Source organism: Bradyrhizobium cedriense (assembly GCF_054602315.1).
Map to the genome: position 1 here is coordinate 1 of NZ_JBTSWB010000015.1, position 17,589 is coordinate 17,589.

The following is a 17,589-nucleotide window of genomic DNA, read 5'->3' on the forward strand; positions in this document are numbered from 1 at the left end:
ATCGGATTTCATCAGGGCCAGCGGTCGTAAACCCGCACCAACAGGCCGGACATATGACTGAAGCCGACCAAGTCGTTCGATATTTCAAAAAGTGCTTGCCAATAGGGGCCGTCCACATATGACGGTGTTTGTAGCGATGGCGGAGATCACTCCGCCGCCAAGATCGTCCCCTCGACCTCGCCGAAGCCGATACGATAGCCATTGCCCTGGCACCAGCCGCGCATGACGAGACTGTCACCGTCTTCCAGGAACGAACGCTTCACGCCACCGGGCAATTCGACCGGCTCGGTGCCGTTCCAGCTGATCTCCAGAAGACTACCGCGCTGGTTCTTCTCCGGACCGGAGATCGTGCCGCTGCCCAGGAGATCGCCGACATTCATGGCGCAGCCGGAGGAGGCGTGGTGCATCAATTGCTGCACCGATGACCAGTACATGTACTTGAAGTTGGTGTGGCTGATGCCGGCGGCAGCATTGGCGCCGGCAGCGCGCAGGGAGACGTCGAGCGCGATGTCGTAGTTCTGCGGCTTGGCCTGCTTGAGATAGTCGAGCGGTACCGGCTCCTGCTCCGGCCCCCTCAGCCGGAACGGCTCCAGCGCCTCGCGCGTCACCACCCAGGGGCTGATCGAGGTGGCAAACGCCTTGGCGAGGAAGGGACCGAGCGGCACATATTCCCATTGCTGGATGTCGCGCGCGCTCCAGTCATTGAGCAGCACGAAGCCGAAGATCATCTCCTCGGCCTGTTGCTCGCTGAGCATGCCGCCCATCGGCGAGGGCTGGCCGATTACGACGCCCATCTCCAGCTCGAAATCGAGCCGCTTGCACGGCCCGAAGCTCGGCACATCGACGTTCGGCGGCTTCAGCTGCCCGCGCGGACGCTTCACCTGGGTCCCCGACACCACGACAGTGGAGGCGCGGCCGTTATAGGCGATCGGCATATGCAGCCAGTTCGGCTGCAGCGCATTGTCCTTGCCGCGGAACATGACGCCGACATTGGTGGCGTGCTCCTTCGACGAATAGAAGTCGGTGTAGCCGGAGACGGTGAAGGGCATGTGCAATCTTGCGTCCCGCATCGGCACCAGCGCGCGGCTACGCAGCTCCTCGTTGTCGCGCAGCTCCGGATGATCGTGACGCAGCAGCTCGCTGATCCTCGCCCGTGTCTTCGTCCACACCTTCGGCCCCAGCGCCATGAAGGGGTTGAGCGAAGGTGCCGAGAACACGCCGAGCGGCCCGACGTCGAGCCGCGAATCCTGCTCGAGTTCCCAAAGATCGAGCACGTAGTCTCCGATCGCGACCCCGACCCTCGGCGCCGGGTTGGCCGCAGTCGAGAACACGCCATAGGGCAGGTTCTGGATCGGGAAGTCGGAGGCCGGGTCGACTTCGATGAAGGAGCGGAGGCTGGGGTCGTTGGGGTGAGCTGTCACTTTCGGCTCGATTCTTTCTTCCTTCTCCCCTTGTGGGAGAAGGTGGCGCGAAGCGCCGGATGAGGGGTGTCTGTCCGCGTGCCCGGATGAGAGAGGTGTACTTGCGGAGGAAACCCCTCACCCGTCCCGCCGCTGCGCGGCGAGCCACCCTCTCCCACAAGGGGAGAGGGGAAGAATACTACGGCCGGTTCGGATCGAACCGCTTCTCGAGTCCCGTCCAGCAATCCGCGTAATCGTCCTGCAATGTCGACGCATTCGCCGCATGCGCGGTGACGCGCTGCGGGTAGCGGGTCTCGAACATGAAGGCCATGGTGCCGGTCAGCTTGACGGGCTTCAGCTCGCCATTGCTGGCGTGCTCGAAAGCGTCGCGGTCCGGGCCGTGGGGCAGCATGCAATTGTGCAGGCTCATGCCGCCGGGGACGAAGCCCTGCGGCTTGGCGTCGTAGACGCCGTAGATCAGGCCCATGAACTCGCTCATGATGTTCATGTGATACCAGGGCGGACGGAAGGTGTTGTCTGCGACCATCCAGCGCTCGGGGAAGATCACGAAGTCGATGTTCGCGGTGCCCGCGGTCTCCGACGGCGAGGTCAGCACCGTGAAGATCGAGGGATCGGGGTGGTCGAAGCCGATCGCGCCGACGGGAGAGAAGGTACGCAGATCGTATTTGTACGGCGCGTAATTGCCGTGCCAGGCGACGACGTCGATCGGCGAATGGGGGAGCTGCGTCTTGAACAGCGACCCACCCCATTTGACGAACAGCTCGGTCGGTGTGTCCTTGTCCTCGTAATACGCAACCGGCGTGAGGAAGTCGCGCGCGTTGGCGAGGCAATTGGCGCCGATCGGCCCGCGCTCCGGCAGCGTGAAGGCGCCTCCATAGTTCTCGCAGAGATAGCCGCGCGCGGGACCATTCGGAATCTCGACGCGGAACTTGACGCCGCGCGGGATCACCACGATCTCGCCGGGCTCGGCGTCGATGCGGCCGAACTCGGTGACGAGGCGCAGATTACCCTGCTGCAGCACGAACATCAGCTCGCCGTCGGCATTGTAGAAATGCTGGTCCACCATGGATTTGGTGATGAGGTAGACATGCGCAGCCATGCCTGCCTGAGTGTTGACGTCGCCGGCCGTCGTCATGGTCTGCACGCCCTCCACGAAGGTGACCTCTTCCTTCGGCAGCGGCGTCGGATCCCAGCGCAGCTGCGCGATCGGCAAATCATGCTCATGGCACGGCGCCGATCGCCACAGCCCGGCGTCGATCTTGTCGAACCGGCCGGAATGCTTCACCGAGGGACGGATGCGGTAGAGCCAGGAGCGCTCATTGCTGCCGCGCGGCGCCGTGAAGGGCGAGCCCGAGAGCTGCTCGGCATAAAGGCCATAGGCGCAGCGCTGCGGCGAGTTGCGCCCGATCGGCAATGCGCCGGGCAGCGCCTCAGTCTCGAAACTGTTGCCGAAGCCGGACATGTAGCCGGGCGTAACCTGCGCCGAGCTGCGGATGATCTGGTCGGGTGAGGTGTTGATGTTCATGACTATCCTCCTCCTTGCAAGGCGGCCCACATTTCCTGGTCGCGTTTGTCGGTCCAGATCACGGGATCGTCGATCCCCGACGCTTCGTCGTAGGCGCGCGACACGTTGAACGGCAGGCAGTGCTCGTAGATGGCGAAGCTGTGGAACTTGGGATCCATCACCTCGCGGGTCGCCGCCATCGATTCCTTCAGCGTGCGGCCTTTCGCGACGGAGATTTCGGCGGCGCCATAGAGCGAGGTGACGAAGTCTCGCGTCATCGCGATGGCCTCGCGCACCGTGGCTGTGCCCTTGAGTGCATCGCCGCGGCCCGGTGCGATCGCCTTCGGATTGAAGTTGCGGATCTCGTTCAACGTCATCGGCCATTCGCGCAGATGAGCATCGCCGCAATAGCAGGCCGAGTGATATTCGATGAGATCGCCGGAGAACATCACCTCGGCGTCCGGCACCCAGGCAACGATGTCACCGGAGGTGTGGCCGGCTCCGAGCTGCATCAAACGGACCTCACGCTTTCCGAGGTAGATTGACATCTCGCCTTCGAAGGTCAGCGTCGGCCAGGTCAGGCCCGGGATGCTCTGCGCGTCCTGGAACAGGCGCGGGAAGCGGCCATATTCGGAATCCCAATCCTGCTTGCCGCGCTCCTGGATCAGGCGATAGGTCTCCTGCGAGGCGACGATTCCCTGCGCCTTGTAGGCGGAAGCGCCGAGCACGCGCACGGCGTGATAGTGCGACAGCACGACATATTTGATCGGCTTGTCGGTGACGGCGCGCACGCGCTCGATCACCTTGTTCGCCATCGCGGGCGTTGCCTGCGCGTCGAACACGAGGCAGCCGTCGTCGCCGACGATCACGGCCGTGTTCGGATCGCCCTCGGCGGTGAAGGCGTAAAGATCGGTGCCGATCTCGGAGAAGGTGATCTTCTTCTCGGAGAGATCGCCGGTGGATGCGAAGTTCTTCGCCATCGATGCTTCCTTACAAGTCTATTGTTGTTGCTGCTGTTGCTGCTGGTCGTCGATCATGCGGCGCTTGGCGAGCCCGATCGCCTCGCGCAGCACGTCGATGTCGCCGATATGATTGGCAAGGATCAGGACCAGCGCCGCATCGAAGTCGGCGCTCTGCTCCTCCGTGAGACCGCGATGCGCCTCGACGATGGCGCGAAAGGCATCGTCCGGGCGCGCGAAGTTCGAGCTGGTCGAGAGAGCCATTGCGCAAGAACCTCAGTTCAAACCCTGGGCGCGCGACAGCGCGGCCGCAATCATGGCACCGGTCGGGTGACGGAACCGCGCGGCGACGTAGCCATCGGGCCGCAGCAGATAGGCCGTCGCAGGCTGGGCATCATACCGCTTTGCCGCGAGCCCCGACGGATCGGCAAGCCCGGCCTCGCCGCCGATGCGGATGTCGTTGACGCCATCAGGAGCCTGGATCGTCGTATCATTGTCGAACGACAGCAGGGTGAACTGCGTTCCACCCTTGCGGAAGGCGTCGGTCAGATAAGCCTGCTCGCCCGCGACGGGCGCATCGAGCATGGAACAGCCCGGAGACGGTCCGCCGGCCCACGGATCCGCATCGCGCGAGGACAGCGGCGAGTCATAGCTGCACGGCACCGACAGCCGCCCGCCATTGACCATGCGCTTGCCGAACTCGGTCTCCTTGGCCAGCGACAGCACCGCTTTGCGCAGCCGCGCCTCCTGATGCGAGTTCGGCGCCATGAAGTCGGTCGAGCGAGTGGACTCGCGGATGTTCTCATCAGCGGCCGCGCTGCGCTCGATGTGATAGCTATCGAGCAGGCTCGCGGGCGAGGTGCCGCGCAGCACGCGGTCGAGCTTCCAGGAGAGATTTTCGGCGTCCTCGAGCCCGGAATTGGCGCCGCGCGCCCCGAAGGGCGAGACCTGATGCGCGGAATCGCCGGCAAAGATCACGCGGCCATGGATGAAGCGATCCATCCGCCGGCACTGGAATTTGTAGAGCGAGATCCACTCGAACTCGAACTTGTCGTGACCGAGCATGCGCGCGATGCGCGGTCGCACGTTTTCCGGCTTCTTCTCGACCACTGGATCGGCATAGCGACTGAGCTGGAGGTCGATCCGCCAGACGTCGTCGGGCTGCCGGTGCAAGAGCGCCGAACGTCCCGCATGGAACGGCGGATCGAACCAGAACCAGCGCTCGGTCGGGAATTCCGCAGTCATCTTGACGTCGGCGATCAGGAACTGGTCCTCGAACACCTGTCCGGCGAACTCGGCGCCGACCATCTGCCGCAGCGAGGAACGCGCGCCGTCGCAGGCGATGACGTATTGGGCCAGAACGCGGTATGCACCCTCGGGCGTCTCGATCGTCAACGCGACGGAATCGTTGCGTTGCTCGATCCCCGTCACCTTGTTGCGCCAGCGCAGGTCGATCTCGGGCAGATCGTTGATGCGATCGACCAGATAGGCCTCGGCGTAATACTGCTGCAGATTGATGAAGGCCGGCCGCTTGTGGCCGTCTTCAGGCAACAGGTTGAACTGGTAGAGCTGAGACTCGCCGTGGAAGATGCGGCCGACGCTCCACACCACGCCCTTCTCGACCATGCGGTCGGCGACGCCGAGCCGGTCCCAATATTCCAGCGATCGTTTCGAGAAGCAGATCGCGCGCGAGCCTTCACCGATGCGGTCGGCATCGTCCAGCAGCACCACACGCTGGCCGCGCTGGGCCAGATCGATCGCGAGCGACAGCCCCACCGGTCCGGCGCCGACCACCACGACCGGATGCTCGGCCGGGTGCTGAACGGGACGATCCTGATCGGGGTGGCGTCGATAGCCGAACTGGGATTTGGCCTGCGCCATGCACTAACCTCGGCTCTGGTCAGGAGAGGACTGGTCTGCTAGATAGTCTCACGTGCAACTATTTTGGACCGGAGCCGGCCGGCCGTCAACTGGAATTCGGAGCGCTCTGCTTTGGCGAGGACATCCAGCGACATCGCGCTCAAGACGCGGCAGGCCCGCGAGGCTTCATTGCCGCCCAAGCCACGGCTCGATCTGTTCAAGTTCGTGCCATTCCGCCTCAACCGGCTCGCCGCGGAGGTGAGTTCCGCGCTTTCGGTCGAATATCAGGAGCGGCATGGCCTCGACATTCCAGCCTGGCGCGTGATCGCCACGCTCGGCTTCCGCAACGATGCCTGCAGCGCGCAATTCATCTCGCAATGCACCCGCACGCACAAATCCACCATCAGCCGCGCGGTGACGACGCTGCTTAACGCGGGCCTGATCGAACGGGTCGAGAACGAAGCCGACCGCCGCGAATTTCGCCTGCAACTGACCAAGAAGGGCCGCGCGCTGTATGAGGAGCTGTTTCCGCAGTTGCTGCGGCGGGAGGATGAAATCCTCGCCTGCCTCTCCGCGCAGGAGCGCAAGCAGCTGTCGGCCCTGCTCGGCAAGATCGAGCAGAGCCTCGACCTGATTCAGACCAGTGAAGAGGCCGACGCCAAACAGGCGTATTAAGCACCGCTGTCATTCCGGGGCGCCGCGACAGCGGCGAACCCGGAATCTCGCGTTACAACTTCTGGATTCGGGCTCGCGCTTCGCGCGCCCCGGAATGACAACCTCATTTCGCAAACGATCTCGTCGGCGGCAGATGCAGCGCCCAGGCGTCCGTCTTGTCGCTGGCGCGCGGATAGATCTCCGTCACGATCGGATCATGCCCCGGTATGAAACGATCCGGATGCCCGGAAAGACGCTCGATCGTCTCCCAGCCAACCGCCATGTCACCGACATTGTAGACGATCGGGAACGGGCTGCGGCGCTGCAGATTGGCGTAGTAATGCGCGGCATCGGAGGCGAGCACCACCGGCCCGCGCGCGGTCTCGACCCTGACCACCTGCAAGCCGTCGGAATGCCCGCCGACGCGATGCACGGTGACGCCGGGCGCGACCTCGCCGTCGCCGGAATAGAAAGTGACGCGCTCGCCATAGACGTGGCGCACCATCTGCGTGACGTGCTCGACCGAGAACGGATGGCGCAACAGGCCATTGCACATGCAGCGGCCGGTCGCGTAAGCCATCTCGCGCTCCTGAAGATGGAAGCGCGCATACGGGAAGCGGTCGAGATTGCCGGCGTGATCGTAATGCAGATGCGTCACGATGACGTCGCGGATCCCGGACGCGGCGACGCCGAAACGCTCAAGCGCATCGACCGGATTGAGCGTCAGCTTGCGCGCCCGCGCGCTCGCCTCCTCGGCGTTGAAGCCGGTGTCGACCAGGATGTCGCGGCCACCGCCACGGATCAGCCAGACGAAATAGTCGAGGTCCTGCGCCGCACTGTCATGTGGATCGGGCGCCAGGAAGTTCATGTGGGGGGTGCGCGGCGACATCGTCGCGTAACGCAGGGCGTAGATTTCGTAGACGTTTCCCATGCTCTTGCTTTTCTGAGTTGGATCTTCTGGGACGATCGAGTTCACCAAGCCATCGCCGCCGGGAAAGGTCAAACGAGGCGTCGTGCCGGAGCCGCCCCCAATGTGAGACCAATCACATTTTCATCGTCATGATTGCCCTAGCATGCTTCCGATTGGATCGAACCAGGTCGCGCCGAGTACTGTCATGACAGCCCCTCTATTCCGCTCGCGCCACGCCCTTCCGTTACCGTCAATAATCGCGATAAGGTCGAATCTCCAAGCGGTTGACGCCCCCCGTCCCCGGTTTGATAATGCTTGGAGCGTAAGTTAAGGTCGCCGCGGCGCAAGCTGGACGGCGCCTTTTTGGCTGGACCGCGCTGATTATGAAAATTCGCTTCTTTTTCCTTCTGCCCTTGCTCATCTCGCTTGTTCCGATTGCCCCATCGCTGGCGGCCGGCGACCGCTTTGCGCTGGTCATTGGCAACGCAAAGTATCCGGATGCGGATGCCCCGCTGAAAGAGCCGATCAACGACGCGCGCGACGTCGCCGATGAGCTCAAGCGCGACGGCTTTTCGGTCGAGATCGGCGAGAATCTGACTGGCGACGGCATGCGTCGTGCCTTCGACAAGCTCTACGGCAAGATCAAGCCGGGATCGGTGGCGCTGGTGTTCTTCAGCGGTTTCGGGATCCAGTCGGCGCGCCAGAGCTATCTGCTGCCGGTCGATGCGCAGATCTGGACCGAATCCGACGTGCGCCGCGACGGCTTCAGCCTCGAGACCATCCTGGGCGAGCTCAATACCCGCGGCGCCGGCGTCAAGATTGCGCTGATCGACGCCTCCCGGCGGAACCCGTTCGAGCGGCGGTTCCGCAGCTTCTCCGCCGGCCTGACCCCGGTGATCGCGCCGAACGGAACGCTGGTGATGTATTCGGCGGCACTGGCCTCGGTGGTCTCGGACGCCGGCGGCGAGCACAGCCTGTTCGTCCAGGAACTGCTGAAGGAAATCCGCGTCCCCGACCTGATGGCCGAGGAGACGCTGAACCGCACCAAGATGGGCGTCACCCGCGCCTCGCGCGGCGAGCAGGTGCCGTGGATTTCCTCGTCATTGGCCGAGGATTTCTCGTTCATTCCGGGGGCCGGCGGATCGCGCCCCGCAACGACGACGACGCCCGCACCTCCCGCTGCGCCGGCCGTCGTCGCCAACAACCCGCCGCCGGCACCACCTGCCCCGCCGACCCCGCCGAAGCCGAAGCCGGCCGACACGGCTGCTGCACCCGCTCCTGCTGCCCCAGTTGCACCCGCACCCGCACCCGCGCCGGCCCCCACACCCAAGCCGCAAATCGAGGCTGCCCTGCCCCCGCCGCCACCGCCGGTGAAGCCGATCGATCCCGGCCTCGCGCCGAACACGGACAGCGGACCCAGCGCCGCCACATTGGCTGACGATCCCACGATCAAGGGCCTGACCGCCAAGATCGCCGCCAATCCGGACGACGTGAACGCGCTGTACCGGCGCGGCCAGGTCTATGCCAGCAAGGGCGCCTACAACCTCGCCATCAAGGATTTTGACGACACTCTCCGGATCAATTCGAAGGACGTCGAGGCGCTGAACAACCGCTGCTGGACCCGCACCGTGGTCGGCGACCTCCAGGGCGCGCTGAAGGACTGCAACGAAGCGCTGCGGCTGCGGCCGAACTTCGTCGATGCGCTGGACAGCCGGGGACTCGTCAACCTCAAGTCGGGAGCGGTGAAGAATGCGATCGCCGATTTCGACGCGGCCCTGAAGATCAACCCGCGCCTGACCTCCTCGCTCTACGGACGGGGCCTTGCCAAGCAACGCAACGGCTCGGCCCAGGAGGGGGCGCTCGACATCGCCAATGCCAAGGCGATGGACCCGAACATCGTCCAGGAATTCGCAAGCTACGGAGTGCGTTGATATTTTTTATGGTCGAGGCGATCGAACCCTCGAACCTTGAACAGCCCAAGCAAGACTAATGGGCGGATGTCGCAACAGGCTTTTTCCGGGGCCTGCTGCTGGAGTTTGGAAGCACGCGAGCTGGCTGCGCAGGAGGGACTGGCTATGAGATTGGCTGCAAAAGGACTAACCGCGATCCTGTCCATCATCACCGTCGGCGCCGTTCTGTCGTTGCCGCCATCGGCCGCATATGCGGGCGACGACGGCAACAGCAAGAATGTCTCCGAGGACGAGATCGTCCGCGCGCTCGCCCCGCCTGCCAAGAAGCCCCTGACCCGCGGCCTCTCGATGGCCCCCCAGACAGAACCCGCGGCGAACTCGGGGGAGACCAAGCTGCTTCAGTCCGTGCGTGGCCGCTCAACGCGCTCGCTGTCGTCATCCGAACGCGAGGAAATCGCCTCGGCCGCCAAGGACAAGCCGAACATCGATCTCGAAATCACGTTCGACTACAACTCCGCCAACATCAGCGCCAAATCGATGGCGTCCGTGCAGGCGCTCGGCCGGGCACTGACCAGTCCCGATTTGAAGGGCTCGACCTTCGTGGTCGCCGGCCACACCGACGCCGCCGGAAGCGAGGCTTACAACCAGGAGCTTTCAGAGCGTCGCGCGGATTCGATCAAGCGCTACCTCGTCGAGAAGTACAACATCTCCGCGACCGACCTCGTCACCGTCGGCTACGGCGAGAGCAAGCTCAAGAATGCGAGCCAGCCGATGGCAGAGGTCAACCGCCGCGTGCAGGTCGTCAACATGGAAAACAAGACCACCGCATCGAAGTGAGCACGACGTAATCCTTTGCAGTAACAGGTCGTGATGTGGTGTAAGGTCTCGCTTTCAAAGCGCGTCCCGCAGCCTTGCGGGACGCCGCTTCATTTCAGGGAAACGCTCTGTATCGGCCTCGCGTGGATGGCCGTGAGCCCGGTCAGGATGATCCGGCGATGAACTTGACTGAATATCTCAAACCGGCCGGAACCGTGGTGCTCGTCGTCGCGGTCGGCGTCGGCTATTATCTGTTCGATCATCGGCATCGGCCCGAACCAAAGGAGACGCCGGGCGAGGCGCTCGTCATCGTGACGAAGTCGACCAATGCCTGCTTCTCCGACCTGGTCCGGGTGACCGGTTTCTTCGTGCCGCGCCGCGAGGCCGTGGTCGTTGCCGACCAGGAAGGCTCCCGGGTCACCGACCTCTTGGTCACCGAAGGCGCCATGGTCGCCGACAACCAGGAGCTGGCGCGCCTGACTCCGCCACCGCAGATCCCGGGCCAGCCGCAGCGCCCCGGCGCGCAAGGTCCCATCTCGCTGAAAGCACCTGCGCCGGGCCTCGTCACCGAGGTGCGCACCATCGTCGGCGCACCGGCCTCGCCGCAGGCCGGTCCCATGTTCCGCATCGCGGTCAACAACGAGATCGAACTCGACGCACAGGTTCCGGCGGTGCACATGTCCAAGCTCAGCTCCGGTGCGACCGTGCGCATCAGCCGGGACGACGCGCCCGATCTGATCGGACGGGTCCGGCTGGTTGCACCCGAAATCGACCGCGCCACCCAGCTCGGGCGCGTCCGCATCAGTGTCGCCAACAATCCCTCGCTGAAGGTCGGCGTGTTCGCCCGCGCCTCGATCGACGCCAAGCGCAGCTGCGGCGTTTCGATCCCCAAGACCGCGATCGACCATCTCATGGTGCAGGTCGTCAAAGGCAATGTCATCGAGACACGCAAGGTGCGGGTCGGACTGTCGTCCGACACCTCGACGGAAATTCTGGAAGGCCTGGAGGTCGGCGACATCGTCGTGGCGGACGCCGGCTCTTCGCTCCATGACGGCGACCAGATCAAAACCATGTTCGCCGATGAACTCGATCGCACGCGGGTACGCTGATGGCTCTCAATATCTCGGCATGGTCGATCCGTAATCCGCTGCCGTCTGTCGTCTTTTCGATCATCCTCCTGATTCTCGGCTGGGTCTCCTTCACCAAGCTTGCGGTGACGCGGCTGCCGTCGGCCGACATCCCCGTGATCTCGGTTGCGGTCTCGCAGTTCGGCGCAGCGCCAGCCGAGCTCGAATCCCAGGTCACCAAGACGGTCGAAGACGCGGTCTCCGGCGTCGAGGGCGTCAGGCACATCACCTCCTCGATCACCGACGGCCTGTCGGTCACCACGATCCAGTTCGCGCTCGAGACCAACACGGACCGGGCGATCAACGACGTCAAGGACGCGGTGACGCGCGTGCGCTCCAACCTGCCGCAGAACGTCACCGAGCCGCTGATCCAGCGCGTCGACGTCATCGGCCTGCCGATCGTGACCTATGCCGCGATCTCGCCCGGCAAGACGCCGGAGCAGCTCTCCTATTTCGTCGACGACGTGGTCAAGCGCGCGCTGCAGGGCGTGCGCGGCGTCGCCCAGGTCGAGCGTATCGGCGGTGTCGAGCGCGAGATCCTGGTCTCCCTCGACCCCGATCGTTTGCAGGCGATGGGACTGACCGCCGTCAATGTCAGCCAGAGCCTGCGCGGCACCAATGTCGACGTCGCCGGCGGCCGCGCCGAGATCGGCAAGAACGACCAGGCGATTCGCACGCTCGCGGGCGCAAAGACGCTGGGCGATCTCGCCGGCACCATGATCCCGCTGTTCGGCGGCGGCGAGGTGCGGCTCGACGACCTCGGCACAGTCACCGACACCATCGCCGACCGCCGCACCTTCGCCCGCTTCAACGGCGAGCCCATCGTCGCGCTCGGCATAAAGCGCTCCAAGGGTGCCAGCGACGTGAAGGTGGCCGAGGCCGTGCAGAAGCGCATCGACGCGCTCAAGGCCTCCTATCCCGACGTCGACCTGAAGGTGATCGATACCTCGGTCGAATATACCAAGGGCAATTACCACGCGGCGATCTCGACGCTGTTCGAAGGCGCCATCCTCGCCGTCGTCATCGTGCTCCTGTTCCTGCGCGACCTGCGCGCGACCATCATCGCCGCGATCTCGCTGCCGCTGTCGATCTTCCCGGCGTTCTGGGCGATGGACCTGCTCGGCTTCTCGCTGAATCTGGTCAGCTTTCTCGCCATCACGCTGTCGACAGGCATTCTCGTCGACGATGCCATCGTCGAGATCGAGAACATCGTCCGGCACATGAACATGGGCAAGTCGCCCTATCGTGCCGCGCTGGAGGCCGCCGACGAGATCGGCCTCGCGGTCATCGCGATTTCGCTGACCATCATCGCGATCTTCGCACCCGCGAGCTTCATGTCGGGCATCGCCGGACAGTTCTTCAAGCAGTTCGGCATCACCGTCTCGGTACAGGTGTTCTTCTCGCTGCTCGCGGCCCGCTTCGTCACCCCGGTGCTGGCCGCCTACTTCCTCAAGCATCATACGCATCAGGAACCGCCGCCCGGCCGCATATTGCGCTCCTATCATCGGCTCGTAGCCTGGTCGGTGAAGCACTATTTCATCACGGTGCTGATCGGCCTCGGGGTCTTCGCCGCCTCGATCTGGAGCATCACGCTGCTGCCGCAGGGATTCCTGCCGGCCCAGGACAGCGCCCGCTCGCTGCTTGCGCTCGAGCTGCCGCCCGGCACCCAGCTCGCCTATACCGAAAAAGTCACCGAGGACATCGTCGCGCGCCTGCGCAAGCGGCCCGAGGTCAAGAGCATCTTCGTGGACGGCGGGCGCGTTCCGCCCGGGACCCAGGAGGTCCGGCGCGCCGCCCTGATCATCAACTACACGCCCAAGGACAGCCGCGACATCACCCAGCGCGAGCTTGAATTCTCCATCACCCAGGAGCTGGAGAACGTTCCCGATATCCGCTTCTGGTTCCTGGACGAAAACGGCCTGCGCGCGATCTCGCTGGTCGTGACCGGGGTCGATCCCAACATCGTCAACAACGTCGCGAGCGAGCTTGCGACGCAGATGAAGCGCATTCCCACCATCTCCAACGTGATCTCGGAAACTTCGCTGGAACGACCCGAGCTGCGGATCGAGCCGCGCGCCGATCTCGCCGCACGGCTCGGCGTCTCGACGGAAAGCCTGTCGCAGACCATCCGCGTCGCCACCATCGGCGACGTCGGACCTGCGCTCGCGAAGTTCGACGTGGGCGACCGCCTGGTTCCGATCCGCGTGCAGCTCGAGGATGCCGCCCGCGGCAATCTGAAGACGCTGGAGCAGCTCCGCGTGCCGCTCGGCGAGCGCGGCGAGAAAGGTGGCGTGCCGCTCTCCGTCATTGCCGACGTCAAGCTCGACCAGGGTCCGACCAGCATCAACCGTTACGATCGCGAACGCCAGGCGACCGTCGCCGCCGACCTCGTCGGCTCCGCCGCGCTCGGCGATGCCACCAAGAAGATCTACGACCTGCCGGTCATGAAGACCCTGCCGAAGGGCGTGAAGGTCTCGCCCTCCGGCGACGCGGAAAGCTTGAACGAATTGTCGGACGGCTTCGCGACCGCGATCACGGCGGGGCTGATGATGGTCTACGCCGTGCTGGTGCTGCTGTTCGGCACCTTCCTGCAACCGATCACCATCCTGTTCTCGCTGCCGCTCTCGATCGGCGGCGCCATCGCGGCCCTGCTCCTCACCGGCAAGCAGCTCACCACGCCGGTGTGGATCGGCATCCTCATGCTGATGGGCATCGTCACCAAGAACGCGATCATGCTGGTGGAATTCGCCATCGAAGCCATTCACGCGGGCAAGCCGCGCGAGGAGGCCATGATCGACGCCGGCATGAAGCGCGCCCGCCCGATCGTGATGACCACGATCGCGATGGCCGCCGGCATGATACCGAGCGCGCTCGCGGTCGGCGCCGGCGGCGAGTTCCGTTCCCCGATGGCGCTCGCGGTGATCGGCGGCCTGATCTTCTCGACCATCCTGTCGCTGGTGTTCGTGCCCGCGATGTTCATGGTGATGGACGATGTCGGCGCCCTGATCTGGCGCTTCGCCAAGCGGCTGATCGTGCACAGCGAGGATGCGGAAACCGGTGACCATCACGCGGCGGCGCCGACGCAGGCGCACCTGCCGAAGAATGTCGTGCATCCGGCGGCGGAGTAGCCGCGACCCCGAAAGCGCCGGACGTGCCTGCGAGCGGCGCCCATGAGCCTGACGTCGCGGAAGATCGTCTCCGCTGCGACACGTTCAGGCGCACTGGTCAAGCCGTACCACTGCCGGGCGCCAAGGCGTGGTTCGCCAGCCGGGGCTCCGCTGACGAGCTACCTCGACACGATTGAGGTGCGCAGCTGGCTAATTCACTCGTTCCGCGCGATCGCCGTCAGCTTGGTCATGTTCCGCAGCAGGATGCGGCCGCGCTGGAGATCCAGGATCGCGTCCTTGCGCCAGGCCTGAAGCTGGCGATTGACGCTCTCGCGGGCGGCGCCGACGAAGACGCCGAGCTGTTCCTGCGAGATGTGGACCTCAGAGCCGAAATCGGCAGCGAGCGCGCAGAGCCGCCGCGCCAGGCGAACCGGCAGCGGCTGCAGCATGGATTCCTCCATGCGCTCGCTCTGCCAGCGGATGCGCTGGCACAGCAATGCGATGATCTTGATCGCCACCTTCGGCTCGCGCTCGAGGAAGCCGAGGAAATCCTCGCGCCGCAGCACGAACAGCTCGCTGGCCTCGCCGGCGGTGGCGTCTGCCGTGCGGTTCTGGCCGTCCAGCACCGCGACCTCGCCGAACAGGTCGCCCGGCCCCATGAAATTCAGCGTCAGCCGACTCCCGTCGGAGGCGCCGGTCTCGATGCGGACCTGTCCGCGGCGCACGCCGAACAGCGCACCCCCGGGATCGCCCTTCTGGAACAGCACCTCGCCGTTGCCCAAATGCTGGGTGTGACAGAGATTGGACAGCCGCTGGAGCTCGTCTGCGCCGAGATCGGCGAACATCGGGTTCATCTTCAGGATGACCGCAAATTCGGCCTGCTTGCTCATTTCAATGTCCTTGTGAACGTCCGGGTCATTGGGCTTGGCAAATCGCTTGAAACCATCGACTTCAGGATCGCGTAAAACCGCGCCGGAGAAGTGTGTCATAAGTCACATAACTTTACAGCACCCCCTGACTATTTTTACGCGCTTGGAGCCGCTTCCCGTCCGGGGATAAACTCAGGCGTAAGGGACGGGCAGTCTGCCGGATTCGACGGCCATTGTCCGTCGTTGGAAAGTCGACATGAGAGCATTGAAATTCGTCGGCGGGGCTTTGGCCGCCGTCATCATCGTGATCGCACTGCTGCTGGTGGTCGGCGTCCCCTCCGGCTTCCTGACCTCGACGATCGCCTCGCGGGTCGAGGGTGCGACCGGCTATCGCCTGTCGATCGACGGCTCCACGAAGATCAGCCTGTGGCCGACGCTGAACGTCACCCTGAACGACCTCACGCTTGCCGACCCCAAGGACCGCAGCGGCATCACGCGCCTCACGATCGACAGCGTACAGGCCGACATGTCGCTCGCCAGCGTTTGGTCGGGCCGCCCTGAGATCGGCGAGCTCGTCGTCACCCATCCCGTGCTCTACCAGCCGCTGCTGCGTGAGCGCCTGCCGAATGCCGGCGCCCCGTCGAAGCCGCTCGCGATCGATACCAATGGCGCGACCATCGATCGCATCAAGGTGATCGACGGCGAAGTCGCATTCTCGCGCCTGCGTGATCGTGTCGAGGGCCGCATCAGCGCCATCAACGCCGAGGCGACCGTCGACCGCGACCGCAAGGTCGACATCTCCGGCACCGCGCGGGTCGGCGAGCATCCGACCAAGTTCGACATCAAGGCAATCGCGCCGGCGTCGCCGGCCGAACGGCCGACGGTTCCGGTGGATTTCGCCATCGACATGCCCGGCGTGCTGAAGTCCCAGCTCACCGGTCACGCCGAGATGCGGCTCAACCGCGACGTGGTGATGATCAACGGCGTGAACGGCAAGCTCGGCGACGGCGCATTCAACGGCTGGGCTTCGGTCGACATTGCGAGCAAGCCTCTGGTCAAGGTTGACCTCGATTTCCAGCGGCTCGCGATTCCGCTGGCGAAGTCGCCGCAGGGCACGGCCGGGCAGCCCTGGAGCGATGCGCCGATCAACGTGTCCGGACTCAACTATGTCGATGCGCAGGTAAGGATCTCCGCGAACGAAGCCCTGATCGGCGATGCGCGCATCGCGCCGCTGGCGCTCGATGCCAAGCTCGCCGGCGGCGTGCTCAAGGCGGGCACCGCCAATCTCGGCGCCTATGGCGGCCAGGTCTCGGGCGAAGTGATCCTGGATGCGACCAGCGGCGCGCCGAGCTTTGCCATGCATTCCGACCTCGTCGGCGTGCGCGCGCTGCCGCTGCTCCAGAGCCTTGCCGAGTTCGACCGGATCGACGGCAAGCTGCAGGCCAAGCTCGCTTTGCGCAGCGCGGGCACCAGCCAGCGTGCGTTGATGGCGAACATGCAGGGCACGGCCTTCGTCAATTTCCAGGACGGCGCGATCCGCGGCATCAATGTCGCACAGATGATCCGCTCGCTGACGGCGGGCACGCTGTCCGGCTGGCAAGGAAATCAGGACCCAGGCCAGGAACAGAGCACGGATCTGTCGCAGCTCTCGGCCTCCTTCCGCATCGACAAGGGTCAGGCGGTGACGACCGATCTCAACCTGATCGGGCCGCTGGTGCGCGTGACGGGCGCCGGCACGATCGCCCTCGACACCAAGATGATGGGCTTTCGCGTCGAGCCGAAGCTCGTGATGACGACCGAAGGCCAGGGCCGCACCTCCGAGCCGGTCGGCTTCGGCATCCCCGTGATGATCCAGGGCAGCTGGTCGCAGCCGCGGATCTATCCCGACATGGCCGGCATGCTGGACAATCCGGACGCCGCCTATGCCAAGCTGCGCGAGATGGGCAAGGGCCTGTTCGGCCCCGACGGCGCCGGGCTCGGCAACATCCTGGGCAGTCTCGGGTTAGGCGGCACCACCGCGCCGGGCGGCGGCAATGCAACCGGCAATGCCAATCCGCAAGCGCAGCAGCCTGGGCAAGACAATCTGCTCGGCGGCCCGCTGGGGGAGGCGATCGGCAATCTGATCCAGCAGGGGCTGTCCAGTGGCGCAGCAACCGGCACTGGCACTGGCACCGGCTCTTCCCGCAGCCGCAGCTTGCCGGCGACGCCCTCCACGCCGGCGCCGCGGGCCTCGCCTGCGGACCCCGCCCTGGAGGACCCGCCACCGGCGCAGCAGGACAGTCAGCCAATGAACGACGTGCTGCGGCAGCTCTTCAATCGCTGATCAAGAGACCGGCGCGCTGGACGTCACGGGCAAATCCTCGCATCGGCTTCCAGCTCTGCGGCTTCGTCCGAACGGATCAGCCAGCGGCGATTCACGCCTTCCGCCTGCCCGGAAGTTCACAGGGAGTAA

At 64.8% G+C, this 17,589-nt stretch carries 13 protein-coding genes; 6 read left to right on the forward strand and 7 right to left on the reverse strand.

The window, feature by feature from the left end; translation table 11 throughout:
- Nucleotides 1–146: 146 nt before the first annotated feature.
- The 5 genes from fahA to ACYCVF_RS36135 all read right to left on the reverse strand — a co-directional run bounded on the left by fahA (nt 147) and on the right by ACYCVF_RS36135 (nt 5,765).
- Nucleotides 147–1,421 carry a fumarylacetoacetase gene (gene fahA, locus ACYCVF_RS36115; protein ID WP_459604843.1) on the reverse strand — a complete coding sequence of 425 codons (1,275 nt, stop codon included), beginning with the start codon at nt 1,419–1,421 and terminating at the stop codon, nt 147–149.
- A gap of 178 nt (nt 1,422–1,599) precedes the next feature.
- On the reverse strand, nt 1,600–2,946 hold the full coding sequence (gene hmgA, locus ACYCVF_RS36120) for a homogentisate 1,2-dioxygenase (RefSeq protein ID WP_459604844.1): 1,347 nt from the start codon (nt 2,944–2,946) through the stop codon (nt 1,600–1,602).
- A 2-nt stretch (nt 2,947–2,948) separates the two neighbouring features.
- Nucleotides 2,949–3,905, reverse strand: coding sequence for an MBL fold metallo-hydrolase (locus tag ACYCVF_RS36125; protein ID WP_459604845.1), 957 nt, complete (start codon nt 3,903–3,905; stop codon nt 2,949–2,951).
- A gap of 18 nt (nt 3,906–3,923) precedes the next feature.
- Entirely contained in the window at nt 3,924–4,148 is a 225-nt protein-coding gene (locus ACYCVF_RS36130) for a DUF2783 domain-containing protein (RefSeq protein WP_459604846.1), read from the reverse strand.
- Between the two features lie 12 nt (nt 4,149–4,160).
- Entirely contained in the window at nt 4,161–5,765 is a 1,605-nt protein-coding gene (locus ACYCVF_RS36135) for an FAD-dependent oxidoreductase (RefSeq protein ID WP_459604847.1), read from the reverse strand.
- 111 nt (nt 5,766–5,876) lie between these two features.
- Here ACYCVF_RS36135 and ACYCVF_RS36140 point away from each other — a divergent pair, with 111 nt between their 5' ends.
- The gene (locus tag ACYCVF_RS36140) at nt 5,877–6,419 is read left to right on the forward strand and encodes a MarR family winged helix-turn-helix transcriptional regulator (RefSeq protein ID WP_459604848.1); all 543 of its coding nucleotides are present in this window, start codon (nt 5,877–5,879) and stop codon (nt 6,417–6,419) included.
- Nucleotides 6,420–6,522: 103 nt separating this feature from the next.
- Here ACYCVF_RS36140 and ACYCVF_RS36145 read toward each other — a convergent pair whose 3' ends face one another.
- Nucleotides 6,523–7,329: an N-acyl homoserine lactonase family protein gene (locus ACYCVF_RS36145; RefSeq protein ID WP_459604849.1), complete on the reverse strand. Its 807-nt coding sequence runs from the start codon at nt 7,327–7,329 to the stop codon at nt 6,523–6,525.
- A gap of 362 nt (nt 7,330–7,691) precedes the next feature.
- Here ACYCVF_RS36145 and ACYCVF_RS36150 point away from each other — a divergent pair, with 362 nt between their 5' ends.
- From ACYCVF_RS36150 to ACYCVF_RS36165, 4 genes are all read left to right on the forward strand, one after another.
- Nucleotides 7,692–9,239, forward strand: a complete 1,548-nt coding sequence (locus tag ACYCVF_RS36150) for a caspase family protein (protein WP_459604850.1) — start codon at nt 7,692–7,694, stop codon at nt 9,237–9,239.
- Between the two features lie 144 nt (nt 9,240–9,383).
- Entirely contained in the window at nt 9,384–10,055 is a 672-nt protein-coding gene (locus ACYCVF_RS36155) for an OmpA family protein (RefSeq protein ID WP_459604851.1), read from the forward strand.
- Between the two features lie 158 nt (nt 10,056–10,213).
- Nucleotides 10,214–11,143, forward strand: coding sequence for an efflux RND transporter periplasmic adaptor subunit (locus ACYCVF_RS36160; RefSeq protein ID WP_459604852.1), 930 nt, complete (start codon nt 10,214–10,216; stop codon nt 11,141–11,143).
- Nucleotides 11,143–14,289: an efflux RND transporter permease subunit gene (locus ACYCVF_RS36165; protein WP_459604853.1), complete on the forward strand. Its 3,147-nt coding sequence runs from the start codon at nt 11,143–11,145 to the stop codon at nt 14,287–14,289. Before ACYCVF_RS36160 ends, ACYCVF_RS36165 begins: the two co-directional genes overlap by 1 nt.
- Before the next feature lie 194 nt (nt 14,290–14,483).
- Here the strand turns inward: ACYCVF_RS36165 and ACYCVF_RS36170 are convergent, their stop codons facing one another.
- Nucleotides 14,484–15,158: a Crp/Fnr family transcriptional regulator gene (locus ACYCVF_RS36170; protein WP_459604854.1), complete on the reverse strand. Its 675-nt coding sequence runs from the start codon at nt 15,156–15,158 to the stop codon at nt 14,484–14,486.
- A 235-nt stretch (nt 15,159–15,393) separates the two neighbouring features.
- Here ACYCVF_RS36170 and ACYCVF_RS36175 point away from each other — a divergent pair, with 235 nt between their 5' ends.
- Nucleotides 15,394–17,460 carry an AsmA family protein gene (locus ACYCVF_RS36175; protein WP_459604855.1) on the forward strand — a complete coding sequence of 689 codons (2,067 nt, stop codon included), beginning with the start codon at nt 15,394–15,396 and terminating at the stop codon, nt 17,458–17,460.
- The last annotated feature ends 129 nt before the right edge of the window (nt 17,461–17,589 follow it).

Bases quoted from the DNA above. Each gene is read 5' to 3' on its own strand.
- ACYCVF_RS36145 (WP_459604849.1), bottom strand. From the start codon at position 7,329: ATGGGAAACGTCTACGAAATCTACGCCCTGCGTTACGCGACGATGTCG.
- ACYCVF_RS36130 (WP_459604846.1), bottom strand. From the start codon at position 4,148: ATGGCTCTCTCGACCAGCTCGAACTTCGCGCGCCCGGACGATGCCTTT.
- ACYCVF_RS36165 (WP_459604853.1), top strand. From the start codon at position 11,143: ATGGCTCTCAATATCTCGGCATGGTCGATCCGTAATCCGCTGCCGTCT.
- ACYCVF_RS36125 (WP_459604845.1), bottom strand. From the start codon at position 3,905: ATGGCGAAGAACTTCGCATCCACCGGCGATCTCTCCGAGAAGAAGATC.
- ACYCVF_RS36135 (WP_459604847.1), bottom strand. From the start codon at position 5,765: ATGGCGCAGGCCAAATCCCAGTTCGGCTATCGACGCCACCCCGATCAG.
- ACYCVF_RS36175 (WP_459604855.1), top strand. From the start codon at position 15,394: ATGAGAGCATTGAAATTCGTCGGCGGGGCTTTGGCCGCCGTCATCATC.
- hmgA (WP_459604844.1), bottom strand. From the start codon at position 2,946: ATGAACATCAACACCTCACCCGACCAGATCATCCGCAGCTCGGCGCAG.
- ACYCVF_RS36150 (WP_459604850.1), top strand. From the start codon at position 7,692: ATGAAAATTCGCTTCTTTTTCCTTCTGCCCTTGCTCATCTCGCTTGTT.
- ACYCVF_RS36160 (WP_459604852.1), top strand. From the start codon at position 10,214: ATGAACTTGACTGAATATCTCAAACCGGCCGGAACCGTGGTGCTCGTC.
- ACYCVF_RS36170 (WP_459604854.1), bottom strand. From the start codon at position 15,158: ATGAGCAAGCAGGCCGAATTTGCGGTCATCCTGAAGATGAACCCGATG.
- ACYCVF_RS36155 (WP_459604851.1), top strand. From the start codon at position 9,384: ATGAGATTGGCTGCAAAAGGACTAACCGCGATCCTGTCCATCATCACC.